General features: G+C 36.5%; 13 protein-coding genes. 6 read left to right on the plus strand and 7 right to left on the minus strand.

The window, feature by feature from the left end:
• Positions 1-158 precede the first annotated feature (158 nt).
• Together OMO38_RS05080 and OMO38_RS05085 are read left to right on the plus strand one after the other, a co-directional pair.
• Complete coding sequence (locus OMO38_RS05080; protein ID WP_264749137.1) at positions 159-1,409, plus strand: dicarboxylate/amino acid:cation symporter; 1,251 nt, start codon at positions 159-161, stop codon at positions 1,407-1,409.
• 328 nt (positions 1,410-1,737) lie between these two features.
• Positions 1,738-2,451 carry a phytanoyl-CoA dioxygenase family protein gene (locus tag OMO38_RS05085; RefSeq protein WP_264749138.1) on the plus strand — a complete coding sequence of 238 codons (714 nt, stop codon included), beginning with the start codon at positions 1,738-1,740 and terminating at the stop codon, positions 2,449-2,451.
• 186 nt (positions 2,452-2,637) lie between these two features.
• Here OMO38_RS05085 and OMO38_RS05090 read toward each other — a convergent pair whose 3' ends face one another.
• A complete protein-coding gene (locus tag OMO38_RS05090) occupies positions 2,638-5,439 on the minus strand; it encodes a GH92 family glycosyl hydrolase (RefSeq protein WP_264749139.1) in 2,802 nt (933 codons plus the stop codon).
• Positions 5,440-5,565: 126 nt separating this feature from the next.
• Between OMO38_RS05090 and OMO38_RS05095 the strand changes: the two genes are divergently transcribed.
• The gene (locus tag OMO38_RS05095) at positions 5,566-6,669 is read left to right on the plus strand and encodes an Mrp/NBP35 family ATP-binding protein (RefSeq protein ID WP_047445419.1); all 1,104 of its coding nucleotides are present in this window, start codon (positions 5,566-5,568) and stop codon (positions 6,667-6,669) included.
• 41 nt (positions 6,670-6,710) lie between these two features.
• Complete coding sequence (locus tag OMO38_RS05100; protein WP_052188000.1) at positions 6,711-6,959, plus strand: NifU family protein; 249 nt, start codon at positions 6,711-6,713, stop codon at positions 6,957-6,959.
• A 208-nt stretch (positions 6,960-7,167) separates the two neighbouring features.
• Here the strand turns inward: OMO38_RS05100 and OMO38_RS05105 are convergent, their stop codons facing one another.
• Entirely contained in the window at positions 7,168-7,701 is a 534-nt protein-coding gene (locus tag OMO38_RS05105) for an alpha/beta fold hydrolase (protein ID WP_264749140.1), read from the minus strand.
• A 170-nt stretch (positions 7,702-7,871) separates the two neighbouring features.
• Between OMO38_RS05105 and OMO38_RS05110 the strand changes: the two genes are divergently transcribed.
• Positions 7,872-9,179, plus strand: coding sequence for a hypothetical protein (locus tag OMO38_RS05110; protein WP_264749141.1), 1,308 nt, complete (start codon positions 7,872-7,874; stop codon positions 9,177-9,179).
• A gap of 116 nt (positions 9,180-9,295) precedes the next feature.
• Here the strand turns inward: OMO38_RS05110 and OMO38_RS05115 are convergent, their stop codons facing one another.
• The 5 genes from OMO38_RS05115 to ppk1 form a co-directional block, all read right to left on the minus strand.
• Positions 9,296-12,349 carry a choice-of-anchor I family protein gene (locus tag OMO38_RS05115; protein ID WP_264749142.1) on the minus strand — a complete coding sequence of 1,018 codons (3,054 nt, stop codon included), beginning with the start codon at positions 12,347-12,349 and terminating at the stop codon, positions 9,296-9,298.
• 219 nt (positions 12,350-12,568) lie between these two features.
• Positions 12,569-13,048 (minus strand): hypothetical protein, encoded by a 480-nt coding sequence (locus OMO38_RS05120; RefSeq protein ID WP_264749143.1) that lies wholly within the window; start codon positions 13,046-13,048, stop codon positions 12,569-12,571.
• A gap of 77 nt (positions 13,049-13,125) precedes the next feature.
• Complete coding sequence (locus tag OMO38_RS05125) at positions 13,126-13,584, minus strand: hypothetical protein (RefSeq protein ID WP_264749144.1); 459 nt, start codon at positions 13,582-13,584, stop codon at positions 13,126-13,128.
• A 59-nt stretch (positions 13,585-13,643) separates the two neighbouring features.
• Positions 13,644-14,528 carry a Ppx/GppA phosphatase family protein gene (locus OMO38_RS05130; RefSeq protein ID WP_264749145.1) on the minus strand — a complete coding sequence of 295 codons (885 nt, stop codon included), beginning with the start codon at positions 14,526-14,528 and terminating at the stop codon, positions 13,644-13,646.
• Positions 14,529-14,652: 124 nt separating this feature from the next.
• Positions 14,653-16,725 (minus strand): polyphosphate kinase 1, encoded by a 2,073-nt coding sequence (gene ppk1 / locus OMO38_RS05135; protein ID WP_264749146.1) that lies wholly within the window; start codon positions 16,723-16,725, stop codon positions 14,653-14,655.
• Between the two features lie 557 nt (positions 16,726-17,282).
• On the opposite strand from ppk1, the gene dnaK reads away from it, so the two are divergent.
• Positions 17,283-19,178, plus strand: coding sequence for a molecular chaperone DnaK (gene dnaK, locus OMO38_RS05140; protein WP_264749147.1), 1,896 nt, complete (start codon positions 17,283-17,285; stop codon positions 19,176-19,178).
• The last annotated feature ends 306 nt before the right edge of the window (positions 19,179-19,484 follow it).

Genomic DNA, 19,484 nt, shown 5'->3' on the forward strand with positions numbered 1-19,484 from the left:
TAAAATCTATACCAATTATCTAAAAAATTAATAAATATGTGGCAATTTGGGCTTAATCCTTTCGCAATCTGTATTTTAATTTTACGAAATGCAAGTTTTAACAAAAATTTAAGGTTCAATTGAAAAACCGTTATATTTGTGACCATTGAACTCTACATATGAAAGGACAGAATAAATTATTTATAGCCATTATCGTCGCACTGATAGTTGGTGTAGTAATCGGCGGATTCGTACATCTACAGTATCCTGAAAGTGCGAAACCATTCTCTGATAACATTAAACTGCTCGGAACAGTTTTCATCCGTTTGGTTCAGATGATTATTGCGCCATTGGTTTTCACAACTTTGGTGGTGGGAATTGCCAAAATGAGCGACATTAAAATGATTGGTAGAGTAGGATCGAAAGCCATGCTTTGGTTTATTTCCGCTTCTCTGGTTTCTCTTTTTATCGGATTGGTTTTAGTGAACTGGTTAGAGCCTGGTCATGTAACGAAACTTCCTATTCAGGACGCAGCTTCGGCTGATGAACTTTTGAAATCCAGCAAAGGTTTTTGGATGGAAGACTTTGTAAAACATATTATTCCTAAAAGTATTTTTGAAGCTTTCGCCACAAATGAAGTGCTTCAGATCGTTGTTTTCTCGATTATGTTTGGTGTTGCTTTAGCCAATCTAGGCGACGAATATGCACAGCCTGTCATCAAATTATTTGACGTCATTGCCCATGCAATCCTGAAAATGGTCGGTTACATTATGTGGTTTGCACCTCTTGGAGTTTTGGGAGCGATTGCCGCCGTCGTTGCCACCAATGGTTTTGAGATTTTTAAGGTCTATGCGATTTATCTCCGAGACTTTTTCTTTGCCATAGCAGTTCTTTGGCTGGTACTTTTATTGGTAGGCTATTTCATTTTAGGAAACCGTCTTTTTGAATTATTAAGAAGAATAAAATCCCCATTATTAATCGCGTTTTCTACAACAAGTTCAGAAGCTGTTTTCCCAAAACTAGTGGAAGAATTAGAGAGATTCGGATGTAACAACAGAGTCGTATCATTTATTTTACCGTTAGGTTATTCATTCAATTTGGATGGAAGTATGATGTACATGACGTTTGCATCGATTTTTATTGCGCAGATTTACGGAATTGAGATGTCTGTGGGGCAACAGATCACCATGCTTTTGGTCCTGATGCTAACGTCAAAAGGAATTGCGGGTGTACCGAGAGCGTCATTGGTGATCATCGTCGCAACCTGTTCGATGTTCGGAATTCCGCCGGAAGGAATTGCATTAATTTTACCGATCGACCACTTCTGTGATATGGCGAGAAGTATGACAAATGTTTTAGGAAATGCTCTGGCGACGTCTGCCGTTTCAAAATGGGAAGGACAGCTGGACAATCATGGGGGAGATATGTAAAATGTGAATTAATAAAAGTTAGTGAATGGGTCAACAGTGAATTTTAAAACAGGTCACTGTTGTCCATTTTATTTTAGGAGCTTAATCCCGCTTTCCGCTACAATCTTTTTTTTCAAAAAAGGATTTCCATTACAATCGGGGCTAGGGTTGTAGTCATTAAAACTTAATTATCAAATTTTATTATATTTCGGAGTAAAATTCCTGTCAATTTAAGAATTAGTGTTTTGAATAGGAGGAAATTTTGATTTGAAAATGAAGGGGATTTTTGAGAATACCAAAAAAACTTTGCGAACTTTGCGTTAAAAGTAGATTAAAAACCTATAATTAAATGAACTTACAAAATCATAAAAATCAAATTGGTGATAAAGGATTTTCCGTCATCAGCGATGTTTTTTCTACAGAAGAAATTGAAAAAATAAGTGAAGTTATTCAAAATATTGACACCTCAAAAGAAACCTTCAGAAAATCAGAAGATCTTTTTGCAATCAGACAGTTTTTAAAGGAAATTCCTGAAGTAAGAGATTTGATTTTTAATGAAAATTTAAAAATAATCATTAAAGAAATTTTTGGCGAAAACTATTTTGTAGTCAAAAGTATTTACTTTGATAAACCCGAAAAATCAAACTGGTACGTTGCCTATCATCAGGATTTAACCATCTCTGTTGATAAAAAGGTCGAAATGGAAAAATTCGGACCGTGGACAACGAAACAGAATCAGTTTGCAGTACAGCCACCGTTAGATATTCTTGAAAATATTTTCACCATAAGAATTCATTTAGACGACACTGACGAAAATAATGGTGCTTTAAAAGTAGTTCCAAATTCCCATGCAAAAGGAATCTACAGACCCGAAACCATCGACTGGAAAGTGGAAACTGAAAATATCTGTAACGTTGAAAAAGGTGGTGTGATGATTATGAAACCTCTGCTTCTTCACGGATCTAACCGTACGACGAATGGCAAAAAAAGGAGAGTGATTCATATTGAATTTTCTGACCGGGAATTGCCGGATGAGTTGAATTGGTCGGAGAGGATGAATTAATATCATTTACAATTTATTTGTCATTCCGAAGGAATCTCAACAGAATGAGGTCATAATGCGGCTTAGATTCTTACGGAATGAAAAACTCGGCTTTTTTTTCGAATTCAATTCTCATGATTTAAAAAAAACAAGAAACCTCTTCCAAATCGAAAGAGGTTTCATTATTTTAAATTTAAATCGTAATTTCTATTTCACAGAAATCTCATCCACAAAAACATACGCTTCTCCACCTGCACCCTGATGCCATGCCGGAAGTTTCCCGAAGTGATACGCTTTCACTTTCAGATAACGTGCTTCAGTTGGAAGAATGTCTGTCGCAAAATCTTTCACCTGAACGGTTTCATCCTTCGCGTCAATGTTATTTTCGAGAGTTTTCAGAAGAATAAAAGTTTTTCCATCCATTGATGCGTAATATTCTACTTTTTTCGGCATTAAAATCCATGCACGGCTGTCCTGTAAGTAGGTTGAGGAAATATGATTCATCTGCTGAGGAGATTTAAAATCAATAATTGCTTCCACAGTTTGTCCCTGATAACCCTGCCATTCGCCTTTGCGCCAGTTTACATCACCGTTGATTCCGTCGATGATTGCGAGTTTTCCACCTGCTGTGTACTGAGGGTTTGCTGTTGCATTAATTGTCACATCCCAATGATTCGGGCGTTTGTTGAAGTGAGCTGTCGTGATTGCGCTTTTTTCGCCATTTCTTTCCGCATAAGTAGAGACCTGCGTCGTCTTGTTAATGGTGAAGGGTTCTTTGTACACTCTAAAAGTCTTTCTTACGTTGGCATCATTTTCATCCATCGTCATGTAGTAGACTTTATCTTTCGCATTCAAAGGTGTGATTTTTACCTGAGTAGTGAAATCAAAAAGTCTGTCTGCAGCGATAACAGGCGAAGCAGTTTGTTCGGTGTATTTTAAGTCTTTGGTTACTTTTACATTTTCAAAACCTAATTTTTTAAGTTCACTTTTAGGAGTGTTTTTCGTAATAATTCTTGTTGTTCCGTCTTCCAGGTGAAGTTTAATTTCATCAAAATAAGGCGTTACGGTTTCCCATTCAGGTTTTCCGGGAGTTACCGAATAGATTCCCATGGTGCTCAGGATATACCACGCACTCATCTGTCCGCAATCTTCATTTCCAATCAGACCATCAGGAGCATTTTTGTAAAAATTATCAAGAATGTATTTGATTTTCGCTTCCGTTTTCTGTGGTTTGTCGACGAAATTATAAAGGTAAGCGATGTGATGGCTCGGTTCATTTCCCTGAGCGTATTGTCCCATCAAACCAGTGATATCCACCTGTTCTCTTCCAGTCGTCTTGTCCGGAGCAGCAAAAATGGCATCAATAAACTGTTCAAATTTCTCCTTTCCGCCATGCGCCTGAATCAATCCGGGAATATCCTGCGGAACGAAGTAAGAATAATGCCACGAATTTCCTTCCGTGTAATTGTTATTCACTTCTCTTGGGTCAAACGGTTCGTACCAGTTTCCGTTCTTTCTCGCTTGCATAAAACCGTTATTTGGATTGTAAAGGTTTTTCCAGTTCTGAGAACGTTTCATGAAGTATTCGTAATCGTCTTTTTTATTTAAAATTTTCGCCATCTGAGCGATACACCAGTCGTCGTAGGCGTATTCCAAAGTTTTAGAAACACTTTCGTGCTCATCATCAATGCTGATGTAATTATTCTGTTTGTAAGCACTTAAACCAAAAATATCCTGCATTGCCGAATTTTTGGATGCTTCAAATGCTTTTTCATAATCAAAACCTGTAATTCCTTTTGCCATCGCGTCTGCAATTACAGAAACACCGTGATAACCGATCATACATTCCGTTTCATTCGAAGCGAGTTCCCAAACGGGAATTCTTCCGCCCTGTTCACGCTGTTTGATGAAAGTATTCACGAAATCTGCCGTTCTTTTTCTGTCGATCAGAGTCATCAGAGGATGTGCGCCTCTGAACGTATCCCAAAGTGAAAAAACAGAATGGTACCCGAAGTCTTTCGCCATATAGAACTTATTGTCTCTGCCACGGTATTTTCCGTCAGCATCCATGTTGATGTTTGGCTGCGTGAAAACGTGATATATTGCCGTGTAAAAAACGGTGAGTTTATCTTTATCATCAGACTTCACTTCAATTTTTGAAAGTTCTTTATTCCAGTCTGCAACCGCCTGAGTTTGAATTTCATTAAAATCATTTGATTTTCCTTCAGCAAGCATATTTTTTCCCGCACCTTCGTAGCCTGTTGGAGAAATTGAAACTTTTATACTGATCTTTTCACCACCCTTGACCGCAGTTGTAAAAGCTAAAGCCAATTTGGTTCCTGAGAATGTATTGTTTTCATTTTTACCATTAAATTCCTTTTTTGAAATTTTCATCGGTTTTGAAAACTCAATTCTTGAATAAATATATTGATTGGTTGCCCAAGCTTCACTTCTCCTGAAAACTTCAATCGTTTTGCTGTCGATAATTCTTACTTCACCTTCCAGTAATTTATCTCTGTGATTTAAATCTAAAACAATGTTGGCGTTTCCTGCTTTATTGAATTTATATTCGTGATATCCGACTCTTTTTGTCGTGGTTAAACGGACATCAATGTTGTGTTTGTCTAATTTAACAGAATAAAATCCGGCTGTTGCTTTTTCATTTTTATGAGAAAATTTGGATGAATATTCTTTCGGAGTCAGTCCCGGAGTTCCCATTGTCGGCATCAGCATAATATCACCATAATCTGAAACTCCTGTTCCGTTCAGATGCGTATGCGAGAAACCGTAAATAACCGAATCTGAATAGTGATAGCCGCTGCAGCCGTCCCAACTTCCGTCAATTCGGGTGTCGGGAGAAAGCTGAACCATCCCAAAAGGTACGATCGCGCCTGGAAAAGTATGGCCATGACCGCCCGTTCCGATAAAAGGATTAACGTATTGCGAATAATTTTGTGAAAATGAATTATGAGCAATTAATCCTAAAAGAACGAATAATATTTTCTTCATTGATATTAAATTTAAATCGCCCTAAAATACACAAATTTTGGCTTCACAAAAGAATTTATCTATCACCACGTTTATTGATTCTAAATAGCTAAAATTTCCGTAAATTTGTGCTCAATTTATATTTTTATGTTGACTAAAGAAAAAGTTCAGGATTTCCTTAAAGAAATAGAAGTAGATGACTTGGTAACAAACTTTCAGGTTATGGGCAGCGATGTGTACATCGACATGACCGCTCATTCACCGGCAATGCACGAAAAAAAGAAGCTTGAGGCAGCGATGAAACAGGCTTTCGCAAGTGAATTTGGAGAAGAAATTAATTTAAAACTTAAAATAGTTTCTCCTGAGCCAAGTGAAGTTCAGCTAAGTCAGATCAAAGGAAAACAAATCCCTGGAATTCAAAATATTATTGCCATCGCATCTGGAAAAGGAGGTGTTGGTAAGTCTACAGTTGCTGCGAACCTTGCGGTAACTTTAGCAAAAATGGGTTTTAAAGTTGGGATTTTAGATGCCGATATTTACGGACCGTCTGTTCCTACAATGTTTGATACAGAAGGGCAGAAGCCGATTTCTGTTGACGTGAATGGAAAAAGCTTAATGAAACCAATCGAAAATTACGGTGTGAAAATGCTTTCCATCGGATATTTTTCAGGAGCCAACCAGGCAGTAGTCTGGAGAGGTCCAATGGCTTCAAAAGCGTTGAACCAAATGATCAGAGATGCAGCTTGGGGAGAACTTGATTTCTTACTAATCGACCTTCCTCCTGGAACTGGTGATATTCATTTATCCATCATTCAGGAAGTTCCGGTAACGGGAGCAGTAATCGTAAGTACGCCTCAACACGTTGCTTTGGCGGATGTGAGAAAAGGAATTGCGATGTTCAATATGGAAAGTATTAACATTCCGGTTCTTGGACTGATAGAAAATATGGCTTATTTTACGCCGGAAGAATTACCTGACAATAAATATTATATCTTTGGAAATCAGGGAGCGCAATATCTGGCAGATGATTTAAATATTCCTGTGTTGGGAGAAATTCCGCTGATCCAGAGCATCAGAGAGGCTGGAGATGTGGGAAGACCTGCAGCACTTCAGGAAAATTCAAAAATTGCAGAAATTTATACAGAAACTGCAAGAAAAATGGTAGAGAGCTTAGTAGAAAGAAACAAATTTCTACCGCCTACAGAAGCCGTGAAAATCACGACAATGGCAGGTTGCTCACCAAAAAAATAAATAATGATTTCAAATTAAATTTTGAAAAACCAAATTCAAATATGGAGACAAATATAGCACACGAACAAACTGTAACCAAGGTAATGGAAGCTCTTGAAAGCATTCGTCCGTTTTTGAACAAAGACGGTGGTGATATCGAGCTTTTGGATGTGAAAGATAATACCGTTTTTGTAAAACTTCTGGGAAACTGTTCAGGTTGCTCTCTTAATTTCTCAACTTTGAAATTAGGGGTAGAAAATACCATCAAGCAACACGCTCCCGAAATTGAAAAGGTAGTGAATGTAGAGTAAAAAAATACGACGATATATTTTTTAAAGACAGACTTTTTGGGTCTGTCTTTTTTTGTTTTAAAATGTATGATGCGCAACCTTGTCAAGGTTAATCTGCAAGGTGATGGTAATCTTGACAAGGTTTATATTGAATAATAGCTGTAAATTTCAATAGGAACGGCCTTTAGCCCGCTTTCCAATTGCACATTTAAATGGCTTTAGCCAAAATTTATTTTTTAGAACTAATGTATGACTCAATCTCAACAAGGCTTTCATGGAATTTTTCCAAACGGTGATTATCATCCACTTCAAATAATTTTACATTGTTTAAAGCTTTCTCAAACAGCCAGTTCTGACTTAAAACTGAATCTTTTTTAGTAGCAATAATTAATGCATTTTCAGGATTATCAAATTTCTGTAGTTGAGGAATCAATGTCCCAGGAAATTCAAAATCTGCAACTCGTTCGTCAATATTCAGTAGCGGACTGCTTAAAATCAAAATTGAATTTTTGTCCTTCTGTGATCTTCTTTCACGAAGTTGATAAGCGAAATTTGCTCCGGTAGAATCTCCTACTAAGATTGGATTATCAATATTTTCTAATTTCAATTCGGCTTCATCGAGAAGTTCGGAAATGTTGCTGTCGTTTTTCCATTCAACAAAATCGTAATTGATTTGGTCTTTAAAATAGTCCTTTAGATTGATAAATTTTCTGGAATGCTGGTCTGAGCCGAGGCCGTGGATGTAGAGGAGAGTGGGTTTCATTAATGAGTCAAATTAAATTTAAATATAGTGATTTATAAAGGAAGCCAATTCAAATAACTGAAAATTGAAACAGAATCTTAGGCTTTTTCCTCACTTAATAAATAAAAACCGTAAAATTTCATTATTTTCATCTCGTAAAAAATATAGCTAACTAACAGATTAAATGTTACATGATGGCCAATAAACGCAAAAGCATTATTAATGAGGAAGTTATTGCTGATCTAATTGAGAAATCATATAACAATAGTTTTGGAATAGATTTAAAGAAATTTCACTTTTCGCAAAAGCCTCGGTATGCTAATGAGAAGAAGCTTATTAATGAAATTAACGAAAACGGACGGATTATTTTCCAAGATGGAATTAGCAAAGAATTCGAATTGTTAAATTATAAAGGACTTAATTATTTAGTCGGAGATCAAACTGCTTATCCATGCTCAGATATTATTAGAATCGGGAATGGATTAAATTGGTTAATGTGTTACGCTTTGCCAAATAATAATAAAATAATAGGAGAGACTGATATCAGGAAGTCTGGAATCATTCTTCATTACTTTTCAGAAATTGTCTCTAAGTTTAAGACAGAGGAAGACTTTAGGAGATTTTTGCAGGCTGTTGAATTCTCATTTTCTGAAAATTTGTGGTTTAATAAAAATAACTTTATTTTAAATCATTACCGAAATGTGAAATTTTGGAATAAAAGAGAAAAGATCGATAAGATTTTTGGTGAAGGATTAGTCTCACCGAGAAAATATTTGACGTATGTTCTTTTTAAAAAAGAGAATTTAAAAACCGAAAAAATTATTCATTCACTTTTGCGTAGTTTGTCATATAGTACAAAAGCAGTAATTAGTAATGAAGAATTTATATCTTTTTTAGGTCGGTTAAATTTCGAAGAAATCGAAGAATTTTTCTGCTTAGATTATTTGCGTATTCATGCTAAGATTGACAAGATTTCATACACTTTGTTGGGTGACATGTTAGTCATAAATTCCGGGTATACAAGAAAATATTCCGATTGGGACAAGAAAATTTACAGTTCTGACGAAATTAAAAATATTTTTTATTCTCGTTTGAAGAACAATTATAGAAGTTTGGAGAATCATATTCGTCAAGAAAAAGGTTTTGACGAAGTTGGAAGCTATGTTATGGAGAAGCATTTGCTGAATCTTCTTACAATTGAATTTCCTCTATACACAATTATTAGCCAGCATTCCCCAAAATGGCTGAACGGACAGCGATTTGATATTTTTATTAAAGAATTGAATTTTGCAGTCGAATACAACGGAATTCAACATTTCGAGCCAGTAGATTTTTTTGGAGGAATCGAAGGTTTAGCCAGAACACAATTCTTGGATACTCAAAAACGCGAGAAAGCTTTGAAAAATGGAGTGAAAATTTTTGAAATTAATTACAATCAAAATTTTAATGAGAGTTTTTCAAAGCTAGTTTCTTCACTTAAAGAATTGTTGCAGAGCTAAAAACCTTGTCAAGGTTATCAACTGCATAAAGATCAACCTTGATCCGCAACAAATTTTAATCAAACAAAAAAGCCCCGGAAAATTCCAAGGCTTCAACAAAATCAAATATGAAAATTTTATTTCACAATTACTCTTTTTACTTCGCCTTCTGAAGTTTTAATTAAATAAACTCCGGTGTTGAGTTTTGAGGTGTCGATGGTTAAGGCAGATTTTTCTTTGCCAAGAAGTTTGCCGCTCATATCGTAGAGTTCATAACCCTGAGCTCTGTTGAAATACAGAGTATTTCCTTTGTTCACAGGATTTGGGAAGATATTGAAAGTTGCTTTTTCAGTTTTTACTTCACCTGTAGATAATGTTGGTGAAAGGGCAACTTCGTACATTGATAATGTCCCACTGATCTCGTTGGCAACGATGACGTAGGCTTTTCCGTTGGTCATATTTGCGGCAGGAATGAAAGTGATTCCTTCCGGACCGTTGTCGCCACCAAATGCAGACGTGGATCTTGAATGTTTGTAATCAACAAATGTCACATTGTTGGGATCTGTCACGTTGTAGACCATGACACCTCCGGTTCTTTCCAGAGTGATGAATGCGAAAGTCTGTCCGGTGATGGTTCCCAACGTTACGCCTTCCGGTTCAGGACCTTTTGCACGGCTTCGGGTTTTGGCTCCGTTGGCTTCGTTATCGGCATTGAAAATCAGTGGATGGTAGGCTGCAGTGTGTCTTTCAAACTGATCACCGCTGTCGAAAACAATCTGTTTCGTATCTGCATTGAAAATCGAGAATGATCTGGCTCCCAAAGCATGGATTTCTTCGAAATCTGCGTCTCCATCAGTGTTTCCATTCACATTCGTTACTCTGAATCTTCCTAAATTATGTGAAGCTTTTAGAATCGAAGCATTCGGAAATATTGTTGAATCTAAGGTATATCCATTTGCTCCAACGGTTGTTCTTTCGCTGAATCCTCCTAAATCTTTTTCGTCACCTTCGTTGGCGGTCACCAGATAATTGGTGTTTCCAATTTTGTATGAAGCCATTGCATCCGGATTGTAATACGCTTTCACAGGCCAGTTGGCGATTAAAACTTCGCCGTTATTGTCTGAAGCATCGAAACCGTTTCCTGGAAGACTCATATCTTTTTTTCCTAATCCCCAAATTCCGGTTAATGCTTTTGTTGTTAAATTAACTTCAATAACTGCATTATTTTCCTGACATGAAACCCATGCTTTCTGGCTGTCCGGACTGATCGCGATATATTCAGGTTCAAGATCCTGAGCCAAAGTGCTGGTCGATTTTACTTTTCTTCCTCCGGTCGCAGCTAAAGTAGCTTCCTGTCCGTTAAACTGAGTGAATCCAAGTGTTGTTACATTCGTCTGCGTCAAAGCCTGGATTCCAGCAACCGTTAAAGTAGGCACATCAATAATACTTATTGAACCTTCCGGATCTACCGTGTAGGCATCGTTTGGTTCGCCTTCGTTTGCGGTCATTACCTTCGTTCCGTCTGGGGTGAAAGTAATCATATCCGGAAGAACGCCCACTTCAAGTTGTTTCAGGAAAACGCCGTTTATATCGAAAAACACAACCTTACCGTTCCCCTGAGGATTTGTGCCATTAGGAGAAGCGACTGCAATGATTCCGTTCTTTACAGCAATGCTTGTGATTCCACCGTACGGCAACATGTTTACAGTCTGGATAACCGTTGGGGTAGTAGGATTTGAGAAATTAATGATGTCAAAAACATCTGTTAAAGAACTGATGGTAAAAAGTCTTTGTGTGGCAGCATCATGAACTACAATTTCTGTTGAGCTTGTGCTGTTTCCTGAAGGATCAAAACTTCCGATGTAATTTAATGAAATTTGATTGGAAGGAACCGGAGCCGCTTTATCGTTATCAATAATATAAATGGTAGCATTGGCATCGCCAGTAATTGTTGTACCAACCGGATTTTCAAGTCCAACTACAACATATTCAGCCTGCTGTTCTTCCAAAGTATCGTCGGTAATCGGAATATTAACGGTAACGCTTGTTGTGGAAGGTGTAATATTGATGGTCTGATTAGCCAATGTATAATCACTGCTGCTTGCAGTGTTGAAAGAGGAAGGTTTTACCACTAAATTGACGGTTGCGTTTGAAGGATTGTTAACGTTGATTTTAAAAGCTAACGTTCCCGCATTTTCATTGACTTTAATTAAGTTTTTCTCCAATGCAATGCTCGTTCCTGCCGTAGTAAAAGTACTTGAAGTTGCTGCTGTTACTGCATTGTCGCTCGTATCTTCAACTAAGTTTGGTTTTAAAGCTAAATAATAAGCCTGATTTGGAACCAAACCTGCGGTTGGAATTACTGTGATTGCATTATTAGCAAAAGTTGTTGTGAAAGGCACCACTGCTCCGGTAGCATTGTTTAATTTTAATTCAACCAAGCTCTGAGCATTGGCAGAAGTGATTGCAGAATTGTCGGTCAATCTTACGTTTTCGTTAAATGTAATCGTAGGATTTAATGTTGTCGACGCATTACTTACGTTATTTGCCGGCAAATACGCAACAGAAGGAGGAGTTGTATCAACACCGCCTGCTGGTGTGGCATCTACCGTGAAATTGTCAAATCTGTTGTTTCCAACGGCGCCTCCTGAGCCAGCTGCAAATTCAACTTTCAGTTTAAAATTAGGGTTATTTGAAGCTCCGGCAATTGCAGAAAAATCTAAAGTCGTTAACGTAGGAGCACCATCCGGCGGAGAAACTGTCTGGAAAGTCTGATAAGTCGTTCCGTTGGTAGAATATGACCATGTCTGAGTTCCTGCTCCGGATCCTGATCTTCTGGTGATGAATTTTACAATTACATTAATATAACCCGTTGTAGGAATATTAAATTGTAAATTTCCAAAAGTTGGATAGTTGTATCTCAAGTGCGTACCAATTGGATCGCTGTTTCTTGCGTTTTCTGCAGTGAAGTTCTGCCCAGTTCCGTTTGCAAAATCTACAAAGGTGTTGGGTAAACTTGTCGACGCAGTAATTGATCCTGCTAAAAGGGTTGAAGTGGGAGCCAGCATGGCTGCTTCCGATGTACTGTTATTAAAGTTCCAGTAGTGAACTAATGTGGTCTGTGCAGTCAGCGCACCGTGAAATAATGCGGCAATAGGCAGTAAACCTCTCAAAAGGTATTTGTTCTTCATTTTTACAATTTATTATTTGTGCAAAAATGAACGTTACAGGTTGTGAGGGTTTTACGGGAAGGTTATGAAATGGTTAAATGTTTTGGTAGAAATCAGATGTGAATTTAAATATTTGTTAACTATTGCATGTTAAAAATTTCAGCTAAACTTTAGCTTTTCTAATTTGCGATTTTCTCGGAAATTTATTTAAAATTACGAAATATATTAGGTCAAGATTATCTATAATGTATGATCGTAAAATTTTGATTTTAAAAATTCTACCTTTTTTATATCACAACCAAAAACAAATATTCTGAAAACAGGTTTGTCAGAGAATGGAATTGTATCTTGAAAATACTCAATTTTTAAATTATCTAAAATTTCTGCGAGTTGATTACTGTCAATTTCGCTGTTTCCAAAACCAATACAATTAGCCTTTGCCCACTTGTCTGATTTTATTTGATTGAAAGCATATTCTACAATATCACTCTCGGACTTGAAATATTTTAAATACTCTTTTTTGTTATAGTCGGTATAATACCAAATGAATTTTTCACCTGATTTTTCAATTCCGAAACCTTCAGAAATTGCATTTTGAGATATTGAGTAACCACGAAAGTTGTAACAATTTTCTTCCATCCATAATCGAAGCTCTTTTTGTGTTTTAGGAATTTTATTATTTTTAAGCATATCCTCAGAATTTTTTTCTTTGTTATCCATTCGTAGATATCACGAATTAATCTATTCTCAGAGAAAATTCAGACTTAAATATAGTAGACTTTTAAATATTGATTTAATTACCATTCCCTCCAAGCTTCAGTTATATCCTCTTCAGGTTTATTATAACCTTTTTTGCTGCTTTCTACTATAATGATTTCAGCAATTTGTTCACGTTCGGATGTTTCGATAAGCTCAAAATCGCATTTTTCATTAAGTTTATTGAGCTTTTCAACGGTAATTTTTACGATTTCCAATCCTTCATCTTTCGATCCGGAATTTGATATTTCTGAAACATAATTATTTAGAATCTTTGCACATTCTTCAACATCAATTTTGGTGTAAGAAGGATTTGCGTTTTCCATATATTCCAGCATCGAATTTTTTAAAATGGAAATTTTATTTTCTTCTTTTGAAATCGTAGTAGATTTTTTAGTTTCGATTTTATCTTCTGATGAATTCACCTTTTCCTTAGGTCTGTCACAAGAAAGTGCAACAAATAGCAATGATAAAATAGAAGCGAGAAATTCGATTTTCATAGAGTGTAATTTAGTTCTAAATAGTCTTTAGATATTTATAGTATTGTAGAAATATCTTTTTATTCCTCCCCCGAAACCCTCTCATAAATATTGTGAATCAACCCATCCGCTACAGAAATTTTCGGAACAAAAATCTTGTTGATGTCCGCCCAGTGCATTACAAAATTGTAGATTTTCAGGGCGTGCACCAAAACATCCGCTCTGTCCTGTCTGAAGCCGTATTTGGTCATTCTTTCCTCAACCGTTAGGTCGTTAAATTCCTTATAAGCCTTCTTCAGGTAAGCAATAGACATGGGTTTTCCGTCTTTGGTTTTGCTCATGGAGAACACTTTGTTGATGTTTCCGCCGGAACCGATAGCTACAATCTGTTTTTTGCTGCTGATGTTGGCCTTGATTTCCTCTTTCATTTCCTTCCAGTTGTCGTCTGTTACGAGGTTGTTGAGAAGTCGGATGGTTCCGATGTTAAAAGATTTTTCGTAGACCATTTTGTCATTTTCGTAGAACGTTAATTCGGTAGAACCACCGCCAACGTCTACATAAAGATAGGCAAAATCTTTGTCGAGACCTTCTGCGACGTGATTTTCGTACACCAAAGTTGCTTCTTCGTCACCGGAAATAATTTCAATGGAAAGATCAGCGTAATTTTTTACTTTTTCAATAATTTCCTTGCCGTTTTCAGCATCACGCATCGCACTGGTGGCACAGGCTCTGTAATGTTCAACTTTATAGACTTTCATCAGATCACTGAAAATTTTCATTGAATCCAGGACCATTTTTTCACGCTCTTCACCAATTTTTCCAAGGGTGAAAACATCCATTCCCAATCGCAGAGGAATTCGCAGGAGATTTAATTTAATAAATTCAGGTTTTCCGTTTTGAATTTTCACCTCGTTGATTAAAAGTCGGGCTGCATTACTTCCTATGTCTATCGCTGCAATGATCATGTTCTTGATTGTGTATTTTATTGAATTTCAGTCAATTAATTAAAAATAAAATATTTATAAAAACCGAATGTACAAAAATATTTCGTCTGTTGTGATTTATAAGGTTAAAAAACCTTTGCAGAAGCTATTTTCCACCCGTTTTTGCTTTCAGATATTTATAGGTTTCAATCTGTGAACGGCATTCTTTTTCACCGTTACTGATGTATTCGTTGCTTAATTTTTTATCTAAAATTCTTGCTTTTACATTATCGCTCAGCTGAATGTCAAGTATATCTTTCAGTTCTTTCTTGAGGTTTTTGTCTGTGATTTTTGCGGCAGCTTCTATTCGGTAATCCAAATTTCTGTTCATCCAGTCGGCAGAAGAAATGTAAATGTCTTCAGCGCCTTTGTTGTAGAAATACATCACTCTGGCGTGTTCCAGATACTCGTCTACAATGCTGATGGCTTTTATTTTTTCTTTAAAATCCTTCTGATTAATGGCACAGTAAATTCCACGTACAATGATTTTAATAACCACTCCGGCGGCGGCGGCCTCGTACAGTTTAGTGATCAGAGCACGGTCACTTACCGAGTTGGCTTTAATGATCATCTGCGCTTTTCTTCCTGCTTTTGCTTCTTCAATTTCTTTATCGATATGATGTACAATTTTTTCACGCATGAACTGCGGACAAACCATCAGATTCTTGCAGGTTTTCAATACAGAAAGATAATCGTCTTTAGGTTTCTTCAATACTGTGAAGACTTTATTGATATCTGCCATAATGCCTCTGTCAGAAGTCATAATCAAATGGTCACCATAGATTCTGGCTGTTTTTTCATTGAAATTTCCGGTGCTGACAAATCCGTATTGTAACGTTTTATTGTGAACGCGTTTTTTAATAATACACAGTTTAGCATGAACTTTTTTATCAGGAATTCCTATTAAAACAGTGATTCCTTCCGGCTCAAACATTTCTTTCCACATTAAATTTGATTCTTCATCAAATCTTGCCTGAAGTTCGAGCATTACGGTCACTTCCTTGCCGTTTCGGGCAGCATAAATTAAGGCATTGCTTATCTTTGAGTTGCTTGCCAAACGGTACGCGGTAATCTGAATAGATTTTACATCAGGATCCATCGCCGCTTCACGCAGGAGGTCAATGACTGGTGTGTAGGTGTGATATGGAAAACTCAATAAAACATCATGCTTCATAATAACATCGGTGACTCTTTCCCCATGCTCAAAAGCCTGATGCGTAAATGATGTTCGTTCAACAGGTTTTTTGTAATATTCAAAAACATCAGGGAAATCCATGAAATGTTTGAAATTATGAATCTTTCCACCCGGAATGATGCTGTCTTTTTTGCTTAAATTTAATTTTCGGATAAGCAATTCGAGCAGAGCTTTATCCATATCTTTATCGAAAACAAATCGTGTAGGCTTTCCTTTCCGTCTGTTTTTCAGGCCTTTTTCTATTTTTTCGGCAAAATTTGTTTTGATGTCGTTATCAATATCCATTTCTGCATCTTTGGTTACTTTAAAAGAATTGGCAGAAAATTCATCATACCCAAAATAAGAGAATATATGTGGAAGATTGAAAGTGATGACATCTTCTAAAAGCATGACATTTTTTTCTTCTAGATCTTCCGTTGGCAGAAGCACAAATCTTCCGACAAATCTTGAAGGAATTTCAATAATAGCGTAATTACTGTGATACTGCCAGTCTTTTTTTCTCATCGCTACACCCAGATACAGGCTTTTGTCTCTGTAGTAGGGCATTGGCGTATTTTCGTGGAGAAGAATTGGGATAACATTAGATTCTACCACCTCATCAAAATATTGACGTACAAATTCTTTCTGTCTGGCAGTAAGGTTTTTTGAAGTTTTTATGAAGACTTTCTGCTCAGCCATTTCAACCTGAATTTTCTTCCAGGTTTTATCGAAATCAGCCTGTTGGGTGATTACGATCTCATTTATCCTCTGAAGAATTTTTGATGGCGGCTGATAGAAAGATTCAGCAATTACTTTTTCTTTAAAATCCATCGCACGTTTTAGTCCGGCAACGCGCACTCTGAAAAACTCGTCCAGATTGTTTGAGAAAATCCCCAGGAAACGAATTCTCAGGTGAAGAGGAACGTTTTCGTCCATTGCCTCCTGCAAAACTCGTTCGTTAAACGCTAACCATGTAATATCTCTGGGATTAAAATGTACGGACATATTTGTGTATAAAATTTCTCAAAAATAATAATAAAACTGCTCATTTATTTCATTCCAAAGTTAATTCTTAATTAAATTTTTAGTTGAAGAAAAATGTTTTTTTAAATAGGAATCTTTTAATTAATTTTAAAAACATTTTGTCATTGACTACGTCAAATCTTCGGTTTATGAAAGAATCTGCACATTTAAATAATACAAGAATCTTTTAAACACATCAGTCACATTAGTTTTAACGTTAAAATATTTGAAAATAATGGAACACATAAGTTTTAAAAGGCTTCGAGGGTTCAGACTAACGTCATTATTTATTGAATGATCTAAATAATGTCATCCTAAGGATTTAAATATATTAGTAAACATATCAAAATCTATGTCTCTTTTGCGGTAAGCAGAACAAGTTTATTACTGTCATCTTAGAACATATTATGTTTAAAATTTGTCTCAATTTTATCTGAAAATATTTGAAACTGTCAATTTGTCAGAAAAATTCCAATGGTACAGATATTGAGAAAGTGAGAGTGTAATTAAATTTAAAAATTAAAAAATATATAAATATTATGAGTAAAATAATTGGAATTGACTTAGGTACTACCAACTCTTGCGTTGCTGTAATGGAAGGTAAAGATGCTGTAGTGATCCCTAATGCAGAAGGTAAAAGAACAACTCCTTCTATTGTAGCATTTACAGAAGATGGTGAAAGAAAAGTAGGTGATCCTGCAAAAAGACAGGCTGTAACAAACCCTACGAAAACTGTATATTCAATTAAAAGATTCATCGGAACTCATTTTAAAGATGACGCTTCTGAAGTTTCTAGAGTTCCTTACGGTGTTGTAAGCGGACCAAATGATACTGTAAAAGTAAAAATCGACGATAGAGAATATACTCCACAGGAAATTTCTGCAATGATTCTTCAGAAAATGAAGAAAACTGCTGAAGATTATCTTGGACAGGAAGTAACAAGAGCGGTAATCACTGTTCCGGCTTACTTTAACGATGCTCAGAGACAGGCTACTAAAGAAGCTGGTGAAATCGCCGGTCTTACAGTAGAAAGAATTATCAATGAGCCTACAGCAGCAGCTTTGGCTTATGGTATGGATAAAGCTCACAAAGATCAGAAGATTGCAGTATACGATTTAGGTGGTGGTACTTTTGACGTTTCTATTCTTGATTTAGGTGACGGAGTTTTCGAAGTATTGTCTACAAACGGAGATACTCACTTAGGAGGTGATGACTTTGATGATGTAATTATCAACTGGATGGCAGACGAATTTAAGTCTGAAGAAGGTGTTGACTTGAAATCTGATGCAATCGCATTACAAAGATTGAAAGAAGCAGCTGAAAAAGCAAAAATTGAATTGTCTTCTTCTCCTCAAACTGAAATCAACCTTCCTTATATTACAGCTACAGCTACAGGTCCTAAACACTTAGTGAAGACTTTAACTAAAGCTAAATTTGAGCAGTTATCTGCTGACTTGGTAAGAAGATCTATGGAGCCTTGTAAAAAAGCGCTTTCTGATGCAGGTCTTTCTATCTCAGATATCGACGAAGTAATCTTGGTAGGTGGTTCTACAAGAATCCCAATCATCCAGGAGGAAGTTGAGAAATTCTTCGGTAAAAAACCTTCAAAAGGTGTTAACCCGGATGAGGTTGTAGCCATTGGTGCAGCTATTCAGGGTGGAGTTCTTACAGGAGATGTGACAGACGTACTTTTATTAGACGTTACGCCACTTTCTTTAGGTATCGAAACAATGGGTTCTGTTTTCACAAAATTAATTGAATCTAACACTACAATCCCTACCAAGAAATCTGAAGTATTCTCTACAGCGTCTGACAACCAGCCGGCTGTAAGCATTAGAGTAGGACAGGGTGAGAGACCAATGTTCAACGATAACAAAGAGATCGGTAGATTTGATTTGACAGATATTCCACCAGCACAGAGAGGTGTTCCTCAGATCGAAGTTACTTTCGATATCGATGCGAACGGTATCCTGAGCGTTTCTGCTAAAGATAAAGGAACCGGTAAAGAGCAGTCTATCAAAATTCAGGCTTCTTCAGGACTTTCTGACGAAGAAATTGAAAGAATGAAGAGAGAAGCTCAGGAAAACTCTGCAGATGATGCAAAAAGAAAAGAAGAAGTTGAAATCTTCAATAAAGCTGACGGATTGATCTTCCAGACTGAAAAACAATTGAAAGAGTTCGGAGATAAATTGTCTGCTGACAAAAAAACAGCCATCGAATCGGCTCATGCAGAATTGAAAACAGCTTACGAAGCTAAAAACGGAGAAGAAGTAAAAGCTAAAACTGAAGTGCTTGATGCAGCTTGGATGGCAGCTACAGAAGAAATGTATGCAGCAGGACAGCAAGGGCAAGGTGCTGATGCAGGAGCTCAGAATCAAGGAAATGCAAACGGAGCAGAAGATGTTCAGGATGCAGACTTTGAAGAAGTGAAGTAAGTAGCAATTATCATCGATTAATATCGATCGAAATAAATTAGCAAATCGCTGTAAATGTAATGTTTACAGCGATTTTTTTTGTTTTTGCACTTTTTCTTAATAGTTGATTTTGATCGATTTTTGTTGTAATTTTGTATCTCATTTGTACCGCCTCTTAATAACGGACAATGTGGTTCTTATTGTGTCTTAAATGTACTAATGCATATTTTTGAATTTAAAAAAATTGAATTATGGGTTTCAGCAATCTTAAAATACCGAAACTTTGTGAATTTTGTCAGAAGCCATTTGAAGCAAAAACAGTTGCCA

Source organism: Chryseobacterium kimseyorum (assembly GCF_025971945.1).
In the GTDB taxonomy this organism is placed as follows: domain Bacteria; phylum Bacteroidota; class Bacteroidia; order Flavobacteriales; family Weeksellaceae; genus Chryseobacterium; species Chryseobacterium kimseyorum.

Coding starts and splice junctions, on each gene's coding strand:
- OMO38_RS05080 (WP_264749137.1), top strand. CDS start 159: ATGAAAGGACAGAATAAATTATTTATAGCCATTATCGTCGCACTGATA.
- OMO38_RS05085 (WP_264749138.1), top strand. CDS start 1,738: ATGAACTTACAAAATCATAAAAATCAAATTGGTGATAAAGGATTTTCC.
- OMO38_RS05090 (WP_264749139.1), bottom strand. CDS start 5,439: ATGAAGAAAATATTATTCGTTCTTTTAGGATTAATTGCTCATAATTCA.
- OMO38_RS05095 (WP_047445419.1), top strand. CDS start 5,566: ATGTTGACTAAAGAAAAAGTTCAGGATTTCCTTAAAGAAATAGAAGTA.
- OMO38_RS05100 (WP_052188000.1), top strand. CDS start 6,711: ATGGAGACAAATATAGCACACGAACAAACTGTAACCAAGGTAATGGAA.
- OMO38_RS05105 (WP_264749140.1), bottom strand. CDS start 7,701: ATGAAACCCACTCTCCTCTACATCCACGGCCTCGGCTCAGACCAGCAT.
- OMO38_RS05110 (WP_264749141.1), top strand. CDS start 7,872: ATGATGGCCAATAAACGCAAAAGCATTATTAATGAGGAAGTTATTGCT.
- OMO38_RS05115 (WP_264749142.1), bottom strand. CDS start 12,349: ATGAAGAACAAATACCTTTTGAGAGGTTTACTGCCTATTGCCGCATTA.
- OMO38_RS05120 (WP_264749143.1), bottom strand. CDS start 13,048: ATGGATAACAAAGAAAAAAATTCTGAGGATATGCTTAAAAATAATAAA.
- OMO38_RS05125 (WP_264749144.1), bottom strand. CDS start 13,584: ATGAAAATCGAATTTCTCGCTTCTATTTTATCATTGCTATTTGTTGCA.
- OMO38_RS05130 (WP_264749145.1), bottom strand. CDS start 14,528: ATGATCATTGCAGCGATAGACATAGGAAGTAATGCAGCCCGACTTTTA.
- ppk1 (WP_264749146.1), bottom strand. CDS start 16,725: ATGTCCGTACATTTTAATCCCAGAGATATTACATGGTTAGCGTTTAAC.
- dnaK (WP_264749147.1), top strand. CDS start 17,283: ATGAGTAAAATAATTGGAATTGACTTAGGTACTACCAACTCTTGCGTT.